Here is a 17474-nt window from a genome sequence, read left to right as displayed (position 1 = left end):
CAGACGGATGAGGAGGTGGAGTTGGGATGCCTTGGGATTGACGGCTATGCGGCGGCCGTGATCAACGCGGGCTGTGTGGGAGCCACTTGCCGGCGCGCGGTGTCCCTCTCCGGGATCAGGCGGAGGTTCGGCTCGCCGGGCACGAGCGTCTCGCTGCGCGTGACCCGATCGTTGCGCTGGTCGCGCTCGTTGCGCTCGGCGAACACGACCAGCCGCAGGACCAGGAAGCGGCCGATGCCGGCCAGCCCGGAGGCGGTGAGGTAGACGGTCTGTTCCCAGAACATGCCGGGCGACGGCTGGACGGCGTACAGCGCGAACATCGCGGCGGTCGTGGCCAGATAGGCGGCGACGGCCGACCCCGAGGACTGCATGTGCCGCCGCCAGTCGGGGCGCCGGCCGGTGCCGAAGGTGAACAGGGCGTGCAACTCGGTGCACAGGAGCGTGCCGGCGACGGTGACCAGGGCGTTCGCGACCGCCCAGGGCATCGCCGCGGCCAGCATCGGTACGGCCGCGCTGGAGAGCAGACCGACACCGCCGCCGCACACCACGAACCGGACGAACGAGGAGAGGGGACCCGGCCTCGACGGCGCCGGGCTCGGCTTCGACTGGCGCTGCGATTCCATGGCGGCTTCCTTCCGGGCGGGCGGCATCCTCAACGGGATGCAGCTCATCCCGGCCCGGCTTCAGCGCGGCCTCAGGCGGGCTTCAGCGGGTGTCGGCCGGGTTTCAGCCGGGGGAGGCAGGGCCGGAGTTCGGCCGGGATGAACTGGCGTCAACGATGCCGTCGTGCACGGCCGGAAACGATGGAGTGTCCTACCGGATCCAAGGTGGGGCAGGCTCTACCAACGCCCCTCTGGCCTTCATGGTTGCCCTGCTACTGGAAGGCACCGGCGTTCCGCTCCACCCAGTCCGCGAACGACCGCGCCGGTCGGCCGAGGACCTGGTCGACGGCCGGGCTCACCCGCCGCAGCGCGGCCGGTGGGGTGCTCAGCAGGTCGAGGGTGCTCTCGACGACCGGCTCGGGCATGGTGCGCAGCATGTGTTCGCGGGCCTGCGCGCGGGTCAGTTCGGTGAACCGGACCGGCTCCCCCAGGGCCGCTCCGATCGCCGCGGTCTGTTGCCGGGGCGAGACCGGCGCCGGGCCGGTCAGGTCGTACACCTCGCCGGCGTGGCCCGGTGCGCGCAGGGCCGCCGCCGCGACGTCCGCGATGTCGGCAGGGTCGACGGTGGGCAGGGCCGTGTCGCCGAAGGGAGCGGCGACCTCCCGTCGCGTGCGGACCGTGTCGGCCCACTGGAGGGCGTTCGAGTGGAACGCGCCGGGCCGCAGCATCGTCCACTCCACGCCGGACGCCTTGACGGCGTCCTCCAGCGCCGAGGGGTGGTCGCCCGTGCCGACTCCCTGGGACGACAGCAGGACCACGCGCCGGACGCCCGATTCCCGTACGACGTCCAGTACGGCTCCGAGGTCGCCGCCGGCCGCCATGAAGTCGCCGGAGGTCAGCAGGAACAGGGCCTCGGCCCCGTCGAGCGCGGGTCTCAGGCGTTCGGGCTCGGTGAGGTCGGCCGGGTGGTGGCGGACCCCCGCCGGTACGTCATGGGCGGAGACACGGCGGGAGACCGCCGTCACCCGCTCGCCCGCGTCCACCAGCGCCCGCACAAGTGGCCTTCCCACATTGCCCGTTGCTCCGGTCACCACGATCATCATCGGTCTCCGTTCCGAGTTCGGATCTCGTACGGCGACGCTACTGTTGTGGGGGTAGTAGGTACCGAGAGGAAAGTATTGGCGGACGGGGGCAGTTGTGACCGAGAGCACAGGGAATCGGGTGCCGCGGGGTGCCGATCCGGCGAATGCCTGCCCCGTCGCGCCCGTCGTCGACATCGTCTTCAGCCGCTGGACCACCCCGATCCTGTGGGCACTTCACGAGTACGGCCGGCAGCGCTTCGTCGAGCTGGAGCGCCGCATCGGCACCATCACGCCGAAGGTGCTGACCCAGCGGCTGCGGCAGCTGGAGCGGGACGGGCTGGTCGTGCGCACGTATCACGCCGAGGTCCCGCCACGCGTCGAGTACGAGATCAGCGAACTGGGTCGCAGCCTCGCGCCGTTGTTCGCCGCGCTGTCGGAGTGGTCCGTGCACCTGGACGCGGTCGAGCGGGCCCGGGTGGCCTACGACGCGCGGGAGGACCGGCGGGCGCCGGGGGTTGGCAGGGCGCGCTGACCCCGGTCGCGCTCAGTCCTTGTCCTGCTCGCGCATTTCGTCGATGTAGGTCTGCGCCAGTCCCGTCGTCCGTGTGAACCAGTCCGTGAGCACCGCGATCTCGTCGGCGGAGTAGCTCGCGAAGAGCTCGTTGAGGCGGGCGTAGTAGGGGCCGTAGAGGGCCCCGGCCCGCTCGACCGCGGACGGTACGGCGGCCACCCGGACCCGGCGTCGGTCGGCCGGGTCGGGGCGGCGGGTGACGTAGCCGGCCCGCTCCAGGCGGTTGAGGATGCCGGTCATCGCGCCGGTCGTGACGTGCGCGTGTTCCGCGAGCTCGCCGGCCGTGAGCAGGTCGTCCCCCGCCTTCAGGACCCAGGCGAAACAGAGCAGGTCGGTGATGTTCAGGCCCAGCCGCTGGGCCATCTCCTGCTGGCCGAGCAGGTGGGCGGCGATGAGGGAGTCCATCGCCTCCAGCGCCTGGGCCGGGGTGGCGGTGGGACGCGGCGTGGCTTGCATCTTCCTTATTACCTTAGCTCGTGAGAGATTTAGCGTCTAAACTTCTTACGACGTGAGAGATTCTGGGTCCCTCACGGACGTGGGTGATTTCCGCTGCCCTGACGAGAGACGAGAGGGAGGCAGGCACGTGAGCCAGTATGACGAGGGGCACACGGTCGCGGGCTGGACCGGAACCGGGATCGCGACCGTCGGATCCGCCGTGCTGGGTGCGGGGATATGCGTGGTCTCGGCCCCGCTGATGGTGGGCGGGCTCGGGATCCTGGTCGCGAGCCTCCTAGTGACCTGGGCCCTGCATCTTTCCGGCTGGGGCAAGCCCTCGGGTCCCCGGCCGCGCGGGCAGTGGCCCATGGGGGTGCGCGACCTGACCGTGCGGGAGGGGCATCCGGACTGCTGGGGCTGCCGGCTCGCGGGGCGCGGGCGGCGTACGGCCGACGTGGTTGCCGTGGGCGGCGAACCCGCCGTGGCCGGCGAGCCTGTCGTCGCCGAGGCCGGTTCGGTCGGCCGCTGAAAGGGCGTTGTCAGTGGCACCCCCTAGGCTCGATGAGCGATGGCACAGGCATGGAGATGCAAGGGGCTGCGCTGGTCGGCCGACGGCCCCGAGCTGGCGTGGGACGGCGGTCGGCGCTCGCCGCTGACCTGGGGGAAGCGGGTGGCCTTCGGGGTCGCCGAAGGGGGTGTTCGGACATGCGTGGGAGCGCGGGGGCACGCCTGTCCGGTGCGGGCGGCCGTATCGGGGCGCAGCACGGGAGCGCGCTGCGAGGACTGCGCTCGGCTGGACCGGGCGCACTCGGTGGCCGCCGACACCATCGCGGACGACCCGCGGCCGTACCACGTATATCTGGCCTGGTTCGGGCCCGGGATGACCAAGGTCGGCATCACCGCCCTTGAGCGCGGCTCGGCGCGGCTCCTTGAGCAGGGCGCGGTCTGCTTCAGCTGGCTGGGCGCCGGCCCGCTGATGGCGGCACGGCGCACGGAGGAACTGCTGCGGGCGGCACTGCGCGTGCCGGACCGGATTCCGTACGCCGACAAGCGGGCGGTGCGCTCCGGGCTGCCGGCGTCGGCGGCGGAGCGCGCGGCCGAGGTCGAGGACCTGCACGCCCGGGCGGTCGCGCTGGACGCCTGGCCGGAGTCCCTGGTCCGCGAACCCTGCCAACCGGTCGATCACGCCGGGGTGTTCGGGTTCGCGGATCTGCCGGGTGCCGTCGGGGAGGTCACCGAACTCGTCGCGGGCGGGGCGGTGAGCGGACGGCTGGTGGCGGCCGCCGGACCGGACCTGCACGTCGAGGCGGGCGGCGGGGTGGTCGTCGTCGACACGCGGCTGATGACGGGGTGGGAACTGCTGCCGACCCGCGGCGACGGGGAACTGACGGTGCCGGTAAGGGAGTTCAGGGAGCGGGAGGCGACCATGCAGGACGGGTTGTTCTGAGGACGGCCCGGTAGGGAGCCGGGAAATCGCTCTCCGCCAGGGACTTCCCAGGGGTTGCCTGAGAGCCTCCTGTGCGTTTCTTAGGAAAATCACAGGTTGCGGAAAGCGTGTTCTAAGAGGGCCCCGACAAGGTGTCCACCATGACCACGACCTCGCCCCAGGGGCGCACCGAACTGCTGAGGCCGGACGGGAGCCCCGTCCGAGTGCTTGTGGTGGACGACGAGATGTCGATCACCGAACTGCTGTCCATGGCCCTTCGCTATGAGGGCTGGCAGATCCGCAGCGCGGGGGACGGCACGGGTGCCGTCCAGACCGCGCGTGAGTTCCGGCCCGACGCCGTCGTCCTGGACATGATGCTCCCGGACATGGACGGCCTGACCGTCCTCGGGCGGCTGCGCCGCGAGCTCCCGGACGTGCCGGTGCTGTTCCTGACGGCCAAGGATGCCGTCGAGGACCGTATCGCCGGGCTCACCGCGGGCGGGGACGACTACGTCACCAAGCCGTTCAGCCTGGAGGAGGTCGTCGCCCGGCTGCGCGGGCTCATCCGGCGTTCCGGCGCCGCGGACCGGCGGTCCGACTCCGTACTGGTCGTCGGTGACCTCACGCTGGACGAGGACAGCCACGAGGTGTCGCGGGCCGGGGACAACATCCACCTCACCGCCACCGAGTTCGAGCTGCTGCGCTTCCTCATGCGCAATCCGCGGCGTGTCCTCAGCAAGGCCCAGATACTCGACCGGGTCTGGTCGTACGACTTCGGCGGGCAGGCCAACGTCGTCGAGCTGTACATCTCCTATCTGCGCCGCAAGATCGACGCCGGCCGAGAGCCGATGATCCACACCCGGCGCGGAGCCGGCTATCTGATCAAGCCCGCGGTGTCATGAGCGGGCGACGACGACCGCGTACGCAGAAGCGGCAGCGGCGGGCGGGCCAGCCGCGCACCCTGCGGACGCGGCTCGTCGTCGCGTCCGTGGTGCTGATCGCCGTGGTGTGCGCGGTGATCGGCACGGTGACGACGCTGGCGCTGCGCTCGCATCTGTACGAACAGTTGGACGGCAAGCTGACCGAGGCCGTCGGCCGGGCGGCCGGCATCGGCGGACCGCCCGGCGGTGACCCCGTGAAGAACGACGTGGTCACCAAGGGGCGCGAGTCCTTCAGCCTCGATCAGTTCGTCACGCGCGGTCCGCAACCGTCCGGCACGGTCATCGCCAAGGTCGAGAACGGCAGCATCACCGACGCCGCGATCGGCGAGAAGGGCGAGAACAGCGCCGACTTCAGCGGAATGGTGCCCGGCGACCTCACCGAGTCCCAGATCGAGGCGCTCAACGAGGTCGCCCAGGACGACAAGAAGCACACCGTCGACCTCGGCTCCCTCGGCGAGTACCGCGTCGAGTACAAGACCGGCGACAACGGCAGCTTCTATGTGGCCATCCCCACCGCGGAACTCAACGGCACCCTCAACACCCTCATCCTCATAGAAGCCAGCGTCACCGCCGCCGCCCTCGTGGCCGCCGGGATCGCCGGCACCGTGATCGTCGGTGTCGCCACGCGCCCCCTGCGCCGCGTCGCCGCCACCGCCACCCGGGTCTCCGAACTCCCTCTGCACACCGGCGAGGTGAACCTCAAGGAGCGGGTCCCCGAGTCGGAGTGCGATCCGCACACCGAGGTCGGGCAGGTGGGCGCCGCGCTCAACCGCATGCTGAACCACGTCCACGGCGCCCTGCACTCCCGCCAGCAGAGCGAGATGCGGGTGCGGCAGTTCGTGGCGGACGCCAGCCATGAGCTGCGTACACCCCTCGCGTCCATCCGCGGGTACGCCGAGCTGACCAGACGCGGCAGGGAGGACGTCGGCCCGGACACCAGACACGCCCTCGGCCGTATCGAGTCCGAGGCCGGCCGGATGACCCTCCTCGTCGAGGACCTCCTGCTGCTCGCCCGGCTCGACGCGGGCCGTCCCCTCCAGTTCGAGCAGACCGATCTGATCCCGCTCGTCGTGGACACCATCAGCGACGCCCGCGCCGCCGGCATGGACCACAACTGGCGTCTCGACCTGCCCGACGAGCCCGCGCTCGTGTCGGCGGACGCGGCCCGGTTGCAACAGGTCCTCGTCAACCTCCTCGGCAACGCCCGCAACCACACCCCGACCGGCACGACGGTCACTGCGCGTGTTCAACGGCGGGGCCCGTGGCTGTGCGTGGACGTCGAGGACAACGGGCAGGGCATCCCGCCGGATCTGCTGCCGCACGTCTTCGAACGGTTCGCGCGCGGCGACTCCGCGCGCTCCCGCGCCACCGGCTCCACCGGCCTCGGCCTGGCCATCGTGCAGGCCGTGGCCACCGCGCACGGCGGTGCCGTGACCGTCGACAGCATGCCCGGACGCACCGTCTTCACCGTGCATCTGCCGGCGCTGCCCGTGCCGCCCAGCCCCGAAATGAGCTGGCAACAGCACTCACAGGTACAACACAGCGTCACCACATGGGTGGAACAGGGCGCCTGACGAAAGTCGGTTCCATGCGAACCGACTCTTCTCCCGGCAACCTGCCGGCGCGGGAGCACCTCCCGGCCGGAGACGCCGGTACGCCTGTCCTGGACGTAGTGATCCCCGTCTACAACGAGGAGAAGGACCTCCAGCCGTGTGTGCTGAGACTGCATGATCACCTCAAGCGCACCTTCCCGTACGCGTTCCGCATCACGATCGCGGACAACGCGTCGACCGACACCACTCCCCTGGTGTCGCGGCGGCTGGAGACGGAGCTCCCGGAGGTCAGGGCGTTCCGGCTGGAGCAGAAGGGCCGCGGCCGGGCGCTGCGGACCGTCTGGTCCGCGTCGGAGGCCCCGATCCTCGCCTACATGGACGTGGACCTGTCCACCGACCTCAACGCCCTGCTGCCGCTGGTGGCGCCGCTGATCTCCGGTCACTCGGACCTGGCGATCGGCTCCCGGCTCAGCCGCAGCTCGCGCGTGGTGCGCGGCGCCAAGCGGGAGTTCATCAGCCGCAGTTACAACCTCATCCTGCGCGGCTCCCTCCAGGCCCGCTTCTCGGACGCCCAGTGCGGCTTCAAGGCGATCCGCCGCGATGTCGCGCAGGTGCTGCTGCCGCTGGTGGAGGACACCGGCTGGTTCTTCGACACCGAGATGCTGGTGCTCGCCGAGCGCGCGGGCCTGCGGATCCACGAGGTGCCGGTCGACTGGGTCGACGACCCGGACTCCACGGTCCACATCGTGAAGACAGCGACGGACGACCTCAAGGGCGTGTGGCGGGTGGGCAGGGCCCTGGCGACCGGCTCGCTGCCGCTGGACCGGCTCGCCCGGCCGTTCGGCGACGACCCGAGGGACCGCGAGATCAAGGACGTACCCAACGGCCTGGCCCGCCAGCTCGTCGGGTTCTGTGTCGTCGGCGGCCTGTCCACCCTCTTCTACCTGCTGCTCTACAGCGGCTTCCGCGTCTTCGCCGGCTCGCAGATCGCCAACGCGCTCGCGCTGCTGGTCTCCGCGGTCGCCAACACGGCGGCCAACCGGCGTCTCACCTTCGGAGTGCGCGGCCGCGGCGGCGCCGTACGGCACCAGGCGCAGGGCCTGGTCGTCTTCGGTATCGGACTTGCCCTGACCAGCGGTTCGCTGGCCGCCCTGAACGCGGCCAGCAGCGACCCGGCGCATTCCACCGAACTCGCGGTCCTGATCGCCGCCAACCTCGCGGCGACGGTCCTGCGCTTCCTGCTCTTCCGGGCGTGGGTGTTCCCGGACCGGCGCGACGACATCGACTCCACGGTCGTCGCCTCGCACGTCCCCGCCCACAACCCGTCCTCGCCGACCTACTCCATGGCGGGGCGGAGCCCTTACGGCCCGCTCCCGCAGCGTCCGACGGGCGCACCTCACCCCATGTACGACACCGATCGGTTCCGCGCCGGTGAAGCCGCGGACGGCAATTGGCGGGACGCCACCATGCAGTTGCAGCCGGTGCGCCCGCACGACACCGAGTCGAGGGAATACCGATGACCGTCCACTACGACCAGACCGGTTACGACAGAGGGACGAGCCCCGAGACCTGGGGCCCACCGTCCACGCCCCCGCACGCGGAGCCGGCCCCCGACGCCGGCGAACCGAAGCAGCCTTTCGTACGGCGGCTCTGGCGCGGCCGGCCCGAGGACCCGCGCTGGGCACGCCCGGCCTTCCTCGGCCTCCTGCTCGCGACCCTCCTGCTCTACCTCTACAACCTGAGCGCCTCCGGCTACGCCAACTCCTTCTACTCGGCGGCGGTCCAGGCCGGCAGCGAGTCATGGAAGGCATTCTTCTTCGGCTCGCTGGACGCGGCGAACGCCATCACCGTCGACAAGCCCCCGGCCTCCCTGTGGCCGATGGCCCTGTCGGTCCGCCTCTTCGGCCTCCACTCCTGGGCGATCCTGCTCCCCGAGGTCCTCATGGGCGTCGGCACGGTGGCCGTGGTGTACGCGGCCGTGCGCCGCCGGTTCGGTCCCGCGGCGGGTCTGATCTCTGGCGCGGTGCTCGCGCTCACCCCCGTCGCGGCGCTGATGTTCCGGTTCAACAACCCGGACGCGATGCTGGCCCTGCTGATGGCCGTGGCCTGCTACTTCGTCATCCGGGCCCTGGAGGACGGCCGTACGAAGTGGCTGGTGTGGGCCGGAGCCGCGATCGGCTTCGCCTTCCTCGCCAAGACCCTCCAGGCCTTCCTGATCCTCCCGCCGCTCGCGATCGTGTACGCGGTCTGCGCCCCGGTGCCGGTGAGGAAGCGGATCGGCCAGCTCGCCGCGGGCCTCGCCGCGATCGTCGTCTCCGGTGGCTGGTGGGTCGCGATCGTCGAACTGTGGCCCGCCTCCTCCCGCCCGTACATCGGCGGCTCGCAGAACAACTCCTTCCTCGAACTGACCTTCGGCTACAACGGTCTGGGCCGGCTCAACGGCGACGAGACCGGCAGCGTCGGCGGTGGCGGCGGTGGCGGCAACGGAGGCGGCAACTGGGGCGAGACCGGCTGGGACCGCCTCTTCGGCTCCTCGATCGGCGGTCAGATCTCCTGGCTGATCCCGGCCGCGCTGATCCTTCTGATCGCGGGCCTGGTGGCGACCCGCAAGGCCAGGCGTACGTCGGTGACGCGGGGTTCGTTCCTGGTCTGGGGCGGCGCGCTGGTCACGACCATGCTGGTCTTCAGCTACATGCAGGGCATCTTCCACGAGTACTACACGGTGGCCCTCGCCCCCTACATCGCCCCGCTGATCGGTATGGGCGCGGTGCTGCTCTGGGAGAAGCGCGACAAGGCGTGGGCATCGCTGACCCTGGCGGCCGCGATGACGGCCACCGCGGGCTGGGGATACGTCCTGCTCAACCGCTCCTCGGACTACCTGCCCTGGCTGAAGTGGGTCGTACTGGTCGGCGGTCTCGCGGCCGCCCTCGGCCTGATCTTCGCGAGCCGACTGGGCCGTCAACTGACCCTCGGCGTCGTCGGCCTGGGCCTCGTGGCCGCGCTGGCCGGGCCGGCCGCGTACACCCTCACCACGGTGAACGAGGGCCACAGCGGCTCGATCGTCACCGCAGGTCCCGCGGTCGCGGGCGGCCGGGGCGGTCCCGGTGGCGGCGGAGGCGGCATGGGCGGCGGCCCCGGCGGGGGCGGCATGCCCGGCCAGAACCAGCAGGGCCAGCAGGGGCAGAACCAGCAGGGCGGCAACGGCTTCCCCGGTGGCGGTGGCTTCGGCGGCGGCATGCCGGGTCAGCAGAACGGCAACGGCAACACCCAGGGCCAGGGCCAGAACCAGCAGGGCGGCATGCCCGGCGGCGGCCCCACCGGCGAGGGCGGCATGGGCGGCGGTGGCGGCGCGGGCGGTCTGCTCAACGGCGCCAGCGTCAGCGACGAGGCCAAGGCGCTGCTGGAGAAGAACGCCGACCACTACACCTGGGCGGCCGCGGCCATCGGCGCCCAGAACGCCGCGAGCTACCAGCTCTCCACCGGTGACCCGGTGATGGCGATCGGCGGCTTCAACGGCACCGACCCGTCCCCGACGCTGGCCGAGTTCAAGAAGTACGTGGCGGACGGCAAGATCCACTACTTCATCGGAAGCGGCAGCGGCGGCGGCATGGGCGGCGGCAGCAGCGGCACCTCCTCGCAGATCAGCTCCTGGGTCCAGGAGAACTTCGAGTCGGTGACGGTCGACGGCAGCACCTTCTACGACCTGACGCAGCCGAAGAGCGACAGCTGACAGTCCCCGACGGTCCCTCTGAGAAGGGGCGGTGGCCCGCGCCACCGCCCCTTCCCGTATCTCCGTTGTACACCGTATAGGGATTGCCTTACGGTGTAGAACATGACGACGTCCCCCCAGGAACAGGCCCCGGCCCAGCCGCAGCCCGAGGCCCCGGGAGGTCACCCGCAGCGCTGGCTGATCCTCGGTGTCCTCTGCCTCGCGGTGCTGACCGTGGTGCTCGACAACACCGTCCTGAACGTGGCCATCCCCTCGCTCACCCGCGAACTGGGCGCGGCCACCTCCGACATCCAGTGGATGATCAACGCCTACTCGCTGGTGCAGTCGGGTCTGCTGCTCACGGCCGGCAGCGCGGCCGACCGCTACGGCCGTAAGAAGATGCTGGCCGCGGGCCTGGCCCTGTTCGGCGTGGGCTCACTCGTGGCCGGCCTCGCCGACTCCACGGGCCAGCTGATCGCCGCGCGCGCCGGGATGGGCGTGGGCGGCGCGCTGCTGATGACCACGGTCCTCGCGGTGGCGATCCAGATCTTCACGCCGGAGGAGCAGCCCAAGGCGATCGGCATCTGGGCCGCGGTGAACTCGCTGGGTTTCGCGGCCGGACCGCTGCTCGGCGGCTTCATGCTGAACCACTTCTGGTGGGGCGCGATCTTCCTGATCAACATTCCGGTCGCGGCGCTCGCCCTGGTGGCCGTCGTGGTGCTCGTCCCCGAGTCGAAGAACCCCCATGGCGACCGCCCCGACCTGCTGGGCGCCGTGCTCTCCACGATCGGCATGGCCGCCCTGGTCTACGCGATCATCTCCGGGCCGGAGCACGGCTGGACGTCGGGCCGGGTCCTGCTGACGGCGGTGGTGGCCGTCGTCGTACTGGCCGCCTTCGCGTACTGGGAGAGCCGGATCCCGTACCCCATGATCGACATGCACTTCTTCCGGAACCGGCGGTTCACGGGCGCGGTCTCGGGTGGTGTGCTGATCACCTTCGGCATGGGCGGGTCGCTCTTCCTGCTCACCCAGCACATGCAGTTCGTGCTCGGCTACGAGCCGCTGGAGGCCGGGCTGCGGACGGCGCCGCTCGCCCTGATGATCGTGGCGCTGAACTTCACCGGTGTGGCGGCGAAGTGGGCGGCCCGGCTGGGCACCCCGCTCGCCATCGGTCTCGGCATGGCGGTGATGGCGGCGGGCCTGGCCGCCATCGCCACGATGGCCTCCGGCGGTTACGCCGGGACGCTGCTGGGGCTGGTGCTGATCGGCACGGGCGCGGCGGTGGCGAGTCCGGCGATGTCCCACGCGATCATGAGTGCGATTCCGCCGGAGAAGGCCGGGGTCGGCGGCGGGATCAACGGCACGGTGGCGGAGTTCGGCACCGGGCTGGGGGTCGCCGTGCTGGGGGCACTGCTCAACTCGCGGTTCGCGGCGCTGATTCCGGTGGCGGCGACGTCGCTGCCCGCGGCGCTGGCGGCTGCCGGGTCGGCAGAGGAGAAGGCCGAGATCACGGACGCGTTCTCGTCCGGGCTGGAGACCAGTCTGCTGGTGGGGGCGTTGGCTGTGCTGTTGGGGGGATTGGTCGCGGGTGCTTTGCTGCGGCGGGCTGAAAGGGGAGATTCCGCCTGAGAGCTCGGGGCATACCGTTGTCGGGCGACTGCGGGCTGGTTGTGGCTGGTCGCGCAGTTCCCCGCGCCCCTGAAGGGGCGCGTTCGGTGACCGGTGTTCGAACGTCTAGGAAGGGTGCGCGATGGCCAGGGCAGCCCGGGAGTCCGCTCGGACCAGTGTGTGGCTGGAGGGCAAGGAGCGTCGCGGCGGGCGCGGTGGGCAGCCCTCCGGGCTCGACCGGGACCGGATCACCGAGGCGACCGTACGGCTGCTGGACGCCGAGGGGCTGGCGAAGTTCTCCATGCGCCGGCTGGCGGCCGAGCTGAACGTGACCGCGATGTCCGTCTACTGGTACGTCGACACCAAGGACGACCTCCTCGAACTCGCCCTCGACGCCGCCTTCGGTGAACTCGACCTGCGTGACGCCGAGACCGACGAGGACTGGCGGGACCAACTGCGCACGCTGGCCCGCGCCTACCGCGGCCTGCTGGTGCGCCACCCATGGCTGTCGCCGCTGATCGGCACGTACGTCAACATCGGCCCGAACAGCCTCGCCTTCTCCCGGCTGGTGCAGCGCATCGTCCGCAGGACCGGCCTGCCCGCGCACGGCCTGGTCGCCGCGATCTCCGCGGTCTTCCAGTTCGTGTACGGCTTCGGCACGATCGAGGGCCACTTCATCGCCCGCAGCACGGCGTTCGGCATGACCCCGGACGACTACTTCCACCACGCCATGAGCAACGTGTCCCAGTCCCCGGAGGCCGCCGACATCGTCCAGGATTCCGCGGAACTCATGGAGGCCCGGGGCGGCGACACGGTCGAGGAGATGTGGGAACGCGACTTCGAGTTCGCCCTGGACCTCTTGGTGGCGGGCATCGAGGCGATGGTGACGCGCAGCGCATGACCCGAAGGGCGCGAAGCGCCTTCAGGGGCGCGGGGCTGTATCAATATGCGGCTCCGCCGCGTGGGCGCGACCAGCCACAACGGCACCGCACCCGCACGACGACCCACACCCCCGGGCCCCCTAGGCGCCCTCAACCAACCGCGCGGGAAACCCACCGGTGGCCACCGGCCCCCACTTCTCCGGCGTCACCCGAATGATCGACTTCCCCTGCTTCAGCATCGCCGCCCGGTACTCGTCCCAGTCCGGATGCTCCCCGGCGATGTTCCGGTAGTACTCCACGAGCGGCTCCACCGACTCCGGCGAGTCGATGACCTCCGCGGTCCCGTCGACCTGCACCCACGGCCCGTTCCACTCGTCGCTGATCACCAGGACGCTGACCCGCTCGTCCCGCTTCGCGTTCCGCGTCTTGGCCCGCTCCGGATACGTGGACATCACGATCCGTCCCGAGTCGTCGACCCCGCAGGTCAACGGCGACGCCTGCGGGCTGCCGTCCGCCCGCCGGGTCAGCAGGACGGCGCGATGCCGGGGCCGTACGAAGTCGAGCAACTCTTCGAGCGAGACGCGGGTGTTGGTCGCGATGTTCGGTGCCATGGAACGCAGCCTAGGGGCCGACGGGCCCGTTCTGCCTGACCCTGCCGTGGTCACGCTTGCGGCAGTGTCTCCCCCTGCACCGCCTGGATGTCCAGCTCCACCTTCAGCGTCGTACCGATCGCGGCGATGCCCGCCTGCACGACCTGGTTGTAGTTCATGGCGAAGTCGTCCCGGTGCAGTTCCGTCGTCGCGCGGAACGCGGCCCGCGTCCCGCCCCACGGGTCGGCGCCCGTGCCGAGGTAGGCGAGGTCGAGGTCGACCGGCCGTACGACACCGTGCATGGTCAGCTCGCCGTGCACGGTCCAGCGGTCGGTGCCCGTGGCGGCCGTCAGGCCCGTCGACCGGTAGGTGATTTCGGGGTACTTCTCGACATCCAGGAAGTCCGGAGACTTCAGGTGCCCGTCGCGCATGCCGTTGCCCGTGTCGATCGAGTCGGCCCGGATGACCGCCTCCACGCGGGACTTGGAGACGTCGTCCGGCGCGATCTCGATGGCGCCGGAGAACCGCGTGAACCGGCCGTGCACGCTGGAGATGCCCAGGTGCTGGGCGACGGCGGCCACGCTGGAGTGCGCCGGGTCGACGGTCCACGGTCCCGGCGGCGGCAGCTCCGTGCCGCCCTGGCGGGCCAGGGTCACCGTGCCGACCTCGGCGCGGCCGCTCGCGGTGACGATCGCGCTCGCGGCGGCGGGCGCGTAGCCGACCGCGGTGACGATGACGGTGTACGCCCCCGGGGCCAGCGGATTCGCGTCCCGTACGGCCCCCTCCGCGTCCGCCTCCAGGCGCAGCACCTGCGTACCGGTCATGTCCGTCACCGTGACGACCGCGTGCGACACGGCCCACCCGTCCCGGGTACGGATCCTCGCGGTCAGTCCCATCTCACGTTCTCCTCAGAAGATCTCAAAAAGAACCGGCCCGCGGCGGCCGACGCACCTCCGCTCAGAGCGCGCCGCCCACCACGGGCCGGAGTCGAACTACTCGCCGGGGTGGGCGAGTTCGATGTCGTGGTCGTCGGTGCCGGGGCCGGTCAGGGTCAGGGCGGTCGCCACCGGCGGGTAGCCCGTGGCGATGACCGTGTACTCGCCGCCGTCCAGGTCGGTGAAGGCGTACGCCCCGTCCGTCCCGGTGGTGGCGGTGCCCACGACGTTGCCGGCCGCGTCGACCAGGGTCACGCGGGCGTCGGCCAGCGGTCCGTGCGGTGCCCGTACGACGCCCTGGACCTGCGCGCCGGCCTCCAGGTCGACCTCGATCCGGGTGACCCCGGTGCCGCCGACCTCGACGGGCAGGGCACGCGGCCGGTAGCCGGCGGCGTTCACCGCGACGGTCACGGCACCCGGCACCAGCTCGGCGAAGCTGAACTCGCCCTGCTCACCGGTGGCGGCGGTGGCCAGCAGGTCCCCGCGCACATCGGTCACGATCACCATCGCGTCCTTCACCGGCAGCGCGCTCTGCGAGGTGCGCACGACGCCGCTCAGGCCGCTGGTGCCGCTGAGCAGGATGTCGTAGGCCACCGGCTCGTCACCGCCCACGACGATCGTGGAGGCCTGCGGCTGGAAGCCGTCGGCGGAGGCGATCAGGACGTACGATCCCGCGCCCGGCGCGTCGACCGCGTAGGAACCGTCGGCCTGCGCGACCGAGCGGCCCAGCTGCCGGCCGGCCAGCGAGATCAGCGTGACCGCCGCCTGCGGCACGGGCGCGCTCTCGGCGCCCCGCACGAAGCCGCGGACCGGGACTCCGCCGGACGGCGCGCCGCCGGTCTCCCCGGCACGGGCCACCGTGGCCACGGCGGCGAGCCGCTCGGTGCCCTCGGGGCCGGTCTCGGTCTCCGAGGCGGCGACGGCCCAGCTCGGCACCCGCTCCTCGGCCGCGGCCGGTGCCGCCGCCGGGATCTCGGCCGGCTCCGGGCTGTCGGCCTCGGCGGCCTGCGCCATGGCGCCCTTGGTCTTCAACGGGACCTCCTTGATGAACAGGGCGAACAGGAGGGCGAGGAAGGCGAGCGGCGCGGCGTACAGGAAGACGTCGGCGACGCCGTGGCCGTACGCGCTCTCGATGACCGTGCGCACCGGGCCCGGCAGCGAGTCGAGGTCGGGGATCTCACCGTGGCCGGAGGAACCCTGCACGCCGAGCTTGGTGAGGCCCTCCTCGGCGTAGTGGGTGATCCGGTGGCTGAGGACCGCGCCCAGCGCGGAGACGCCCATGGCGCCGCCGAGGGAGCGGAAGAAGTTCACGACCGAGCTCGCGGCACCCAGGTCGCTCGGGGCGACCTGGTTCTGCGTGGCGAGGACCAGGTTCTGCATCATCATGCCGACGCCGAGACCCAGCAGGGCCATGAAGATCGCGACGTGCCAGTACTCGGTGTCGTAGCGGATCGTGCCGAGCAGCCCGAGGCCCGCCGTGACCAGCACACCGCCGGCCAGCAGCCAGGCCTTCCAGCGGCCGGTGCGGGTGATGACCTGGCCGGAGACGGTCGAGGAGATGAACAGGCCGACGATCATCGGGATGGTCAGCACGCCGGACATGGTCGGCGACTCGCCCCGCGCCAGCTGGAAGTACTGGCTGAAGAAGATCGTGCCCGAGAACATCGCGATGCCGACGAACAGGGAGGCCAGCGAGGCCAGCGTGATGGTGCGGTTGCGGAACAGGCGCAGCGGGACGATCGGCTCGCCGGCCTTGGTCTCCACGAAGACGAAGATCAGCAGCAGCGCGAGCGCGCCACCGGTCATCGCGCCGGTCTGCCAGGACAGCCAGTCGTACTTGTCACCGGCGAAGGTCACCCAGACCAGCAGCAGGCAGACCGCGGCGGTGATGAAGAAGGCGCCGGCCCAGTCGACCTTGACCTTCCGCTTGACCACGGGGAGGTGCAGGGTGCGCTGGAGCACGATCAGGGCGATGACCGCGAAGGGCACGCCGACGTAGAAGCACCAGCGCCAGCCGAGCCAGTCGGTGTCGGTGATGACGCCGCCGATCAGCGGGCCGCCGACCATCGCGGTGGCGAAGGTGGCGCCGAGGTAGCCGTTGTAGCGGCCGCGCTCACGCGGCGAGATCATCGCCGCCAGGATGATCTGGGCCAGCGAGGACAGCCCGCCCATGCCGATGCCCTGCACCGCGCGGAACGTGATGAGCATGGCCGGGTTCTGCGAGAGACCGGCCAGCGCGGATCCGGCCACGAAGACGACCAGGGCCAGCTGTATGAGCAGCTTCTTGGAGAACAGGTCGGCGAGCTTGCCCCACAGGGGTGTGGACGCGGTCATCGCCAGCAGCGACGCGGTGACCACCCAGGTGTAGGCGCTCTGGCCGCCGCCCAGGTCCTTGATGATGTCGGGCAGAGCGTTGGAGACGATCGTCGACGACAGGATCGCGACGAACATGCCGAGCAGCAGCCCGGTCAGCGCTTCCATGATCTGCCGGTGCGACATCGGAGCGCCGGCCGGCCCTCCTGAGTGCTTGGCGTGCGCCCGCACACCGGCTGGTGTGGTCGTTGCCATGGGGTTCCTTTTCCTACTGGGTGATCGCGGGTGTACGGGGGGAGTGTTCGGGTGGGTCGGGGGGTGCCGGCGGCCGGTGCGCGGAACGGCAGTCGTCGAAGCTGGCCCGCAGCCGGGTCATCAGCCCGGTGAGCTGGGCGACCTCCTCGTCGGTCCAGTCGCTCAGCCGCTCGGCGAGCAGCTCGGTGGTCAGCCGGGACATCTCCCGGACGCGGTCCTCGCCCGCCGGGGTGAGGCGCAGAATGCGGCTGCGCTTGTCCGCCGGGTCGGGGGAGCGCTCGATCCAGCCGCGCTCGGCCACATGGGCGACATGGCGGCTGGTGACCGACATGTCCACGGCCAGCAGCTCGGCGAGCTTGCTCATGCGCATGTCCCCGTGGCGGCTCAGCAACGTCAGTACGGCGGCGGAGCCGGACGGGCAGTCGGACGGCAGGATCCGTCCCATCTCCCTCTTCACGGCGCCGAAGGCGCTGAACTGACGGACCAGTTCCTCGTACTGCGCCTGCTCGGCCATCACACCTCCGTCGGTTGTTGCTTAGGGCAACCATAGAAGCGTTTGGTTGCTACAGGCAA

The 17474-nt window shown here is 71.1% G+C and carries 16 protein-coding genes; 9 read left to right on the top strand and 7 right to left on the bottom strand.

The features are described 5' to 3' along the window. Nucleotides 1–44: 44 nt before the first annotated feature. Complete coding sequence (locus tag PGH47_RS20930) at nt 45–623, bottom strand: hypothetical protein (protein WP_271664704.1); 579 nt, start codon at nt 621–623, stop codon at nt 45–47. A 251-nt stretch (nt 624–874) separates the two neighbouring features. Next, the gene (locus tag PGH47_RS20925) at nt 875–1702 is read right to left on the bottom strand and encodes an NAD(P)H-binding protein (protein ID WP_271668107.1); all 828 of its coding nucleotides are present in this window, start codon (nt 1700–1702) and stop codon (nt 875–877) included. A 97-nt stretch (nt 1703–1799) separates the two neighbouring features. On the opposite strand from PGH47_RS20925, the gene PGH47_RS20920 reads away from it, so the two are divergent. Further along, nucleotides 1800–2216, top strand: a complete 417-nt coding sequence (locus PGH47_RS20920) for a winged helix-turn-helix transcriptional regulator (RefSeq protein ID WP_271664703.1) — start codon at nt 1800–1802, stop codon at nt 2214–2216. 12 nt (nt 2217–2228) lie between these two features. Here PGH47_RS20920 and PGH47_RS20915 read toward each other — a convergent pair whose 3' ends face one another. Continuing rightward, the gene (locus tag PGH47_RS20915; protein WP_271664702.1) at nt 2229–2711 is read right to left on the bottom strand and encodes a MarR family winged helix-turn-helix transcriptional regulator; all 483 of its coding nucleotides are present in this window, start codon (nt 2709–2711) and stop codon (nt 2229–2231) included. Between the two features lie 127 nt (nt 2712–2838). Here PGH47_RS20915 and PGH47_RS20910 point away from each other — a divergent pair, with 127 nt between their 5' ends. From PGH47_RS20910 to PGH47_RS20875, 8 genes are all read left to right on the top strand, one after another. Further along, nucleotides 2839–3219, top strand: a complete 381-nt coding sequence (locus tag PGH47_RS20910; protein WP_271664701.1) for an HGxxPAAW family protein — start codon at nt 2839–2841, stop codon at nt 3217–3219. Between the two features lie 39 nt (nt 3220–3258). Further along, entirely contained in the window at nt 3259–4137 is an 879-nt protein-coding gene (locus PGH47_RS20905; RefSeq protein ID WP_271664700.1) for a DUF2797 domain-containing protein, read from the top strand. 140 nt (nt 4138–4277) lie between these two features. Continuing rightward, nucleotides 4278–5018, top strand: coding sequence for a response regulator transcription factor (locus PGH47_RS20900; RefSeq protein WP_030956349.1), 741 nt, complete (start codon nt 4278–4280; stop codon nt 5016–5018). Next, nucleotides 5015–6631 carry a sensor histidine kinase gene (locus PGH47_RS20895; protein ID WP_271664699.1) on the top strand — a complete coding sequence of 539 codons (1617 nt, stop codon included), beginning with the start codon at nt 5015–5017 and terminating at the stop codon, nt 6629–6631. Before PGH47_RS20900 ends, PGH47_RS20895 begins: the two co-directional genes overlap by 4 nt. A 14-nt stretch (nt 6632–6645) precedes the next feature. Continuing rightward, a complete protein-coding gene (locus tag PGH47_RS20890; protein WP_271664698.1) occupies nt 6646–8130 on the top strand; it encodes a bifunctional glycosyltransferase family 2/GtrA family protein in 1485 nt (494 codons plus the stop codon). Beyond that, nucleotides 8127–10340, top strand: a complete 2214-nt coding sequence (locus tag PGH47_RS20885) for an ArnT family glycosyltransferase (protein ID WP_271664697.1) — start codon at nt 8127–8129, stop codon at nt 10338–10340. Before PGH47_RS20890 ends, PGH47_RS20885 begins: the two co-directional genes overlap by 4 nt. A 102-nt stretch (nt 10341–10442) precedes the next feature. Then, a complete protein-coding gene (locus PGH47_RS20880; RefSeq protein WP_271664696.1) occupies nt 10443–11948 on the top strand; it encodes an MFS transporter in 1506 nt (501 codons plus the stop codon). A gap of 121 nt (nt 11949–12069) precedes the next feature. Next, nucleotides 12070–12828 (top strand): TetR/AcrR family transcriptional regulator, encoded by a 759-nt coding sequence (locus tag PGH47_RS20875; RefSeq protein ID WP_271664695.1) that lies wholly within the window; start codon nt 12070–12072, stop codon nt 12826–12828. Between the two features lie 120 nt (nt 12829–12948). Here the strand turns inward: PGH47_RS20875 and PGH47_RS20870 are convergent, their stop codons facing one another. From PGH47_RS20870 to PGH47_RS20855, 4 genes are all read right to left on the bottom strand, one after another. Then, nucleotides 12949–13419, bottom strand: coding sequence for a PPOX class F420-dependent oxidoreductase (locus tag PGH47_RS20870; protein ID WP_107905058.1), 471 nt, complete (start codon nt 13417–13419; stop codon nt 12949–12951). Nucleotides 13420–13469: 50 nt separating this feature from the next. Next, a complete protein-coding gene (locus tag PGH47_RS20865) occupies nt 13470–14294 on the bottom strand; it encodes a YceI family protein (protein ID WP_271664694.1) in 825 nt (274 codons plus the stop codon). A 96-nt stretch (nt 14295–14390) separates the two neighbouring features. Next, on the bottom strand, nt 14391–16901 hold the full coding sequence (locus PGH47_RS20860; protein ID WP_271664693.1) for an MFS transporter: 2511 nt from the start codon (nt 16899–16901) through the stop codon (nt 14391–14393). Nucleotides 16902–16914: 13 nt separating this feature from the next. Next, on the bottom strand, nt 16915–17415 hold the full coding sequence (locus tag PGH47_RS20855) for a MarR family winged helix-turn-helix transcriptional regulator (RefSeq protein WP_271664692.1): 501 nt from the start codon (nt 17413–17415) through the stop codon (nt 16915–16917). Nucleotides 17416–17474: the final 59 nt, after the last annotated feature.

This window comes from Streptomyces sp. HUAS 31, from assembly GCF_028198125.1.
Lineage (GTDB): Bacteria > Actinomycetota > Actinomycetes > Streptomycetales > Streptomycetaceae > Streptomyces > Streptomyces chartreusis.
The sequence above is the reverse complement of the archived record's forward strand: the minus strand, read 5'-3'. Positions and strand labels throughout refer to the sequence as shown.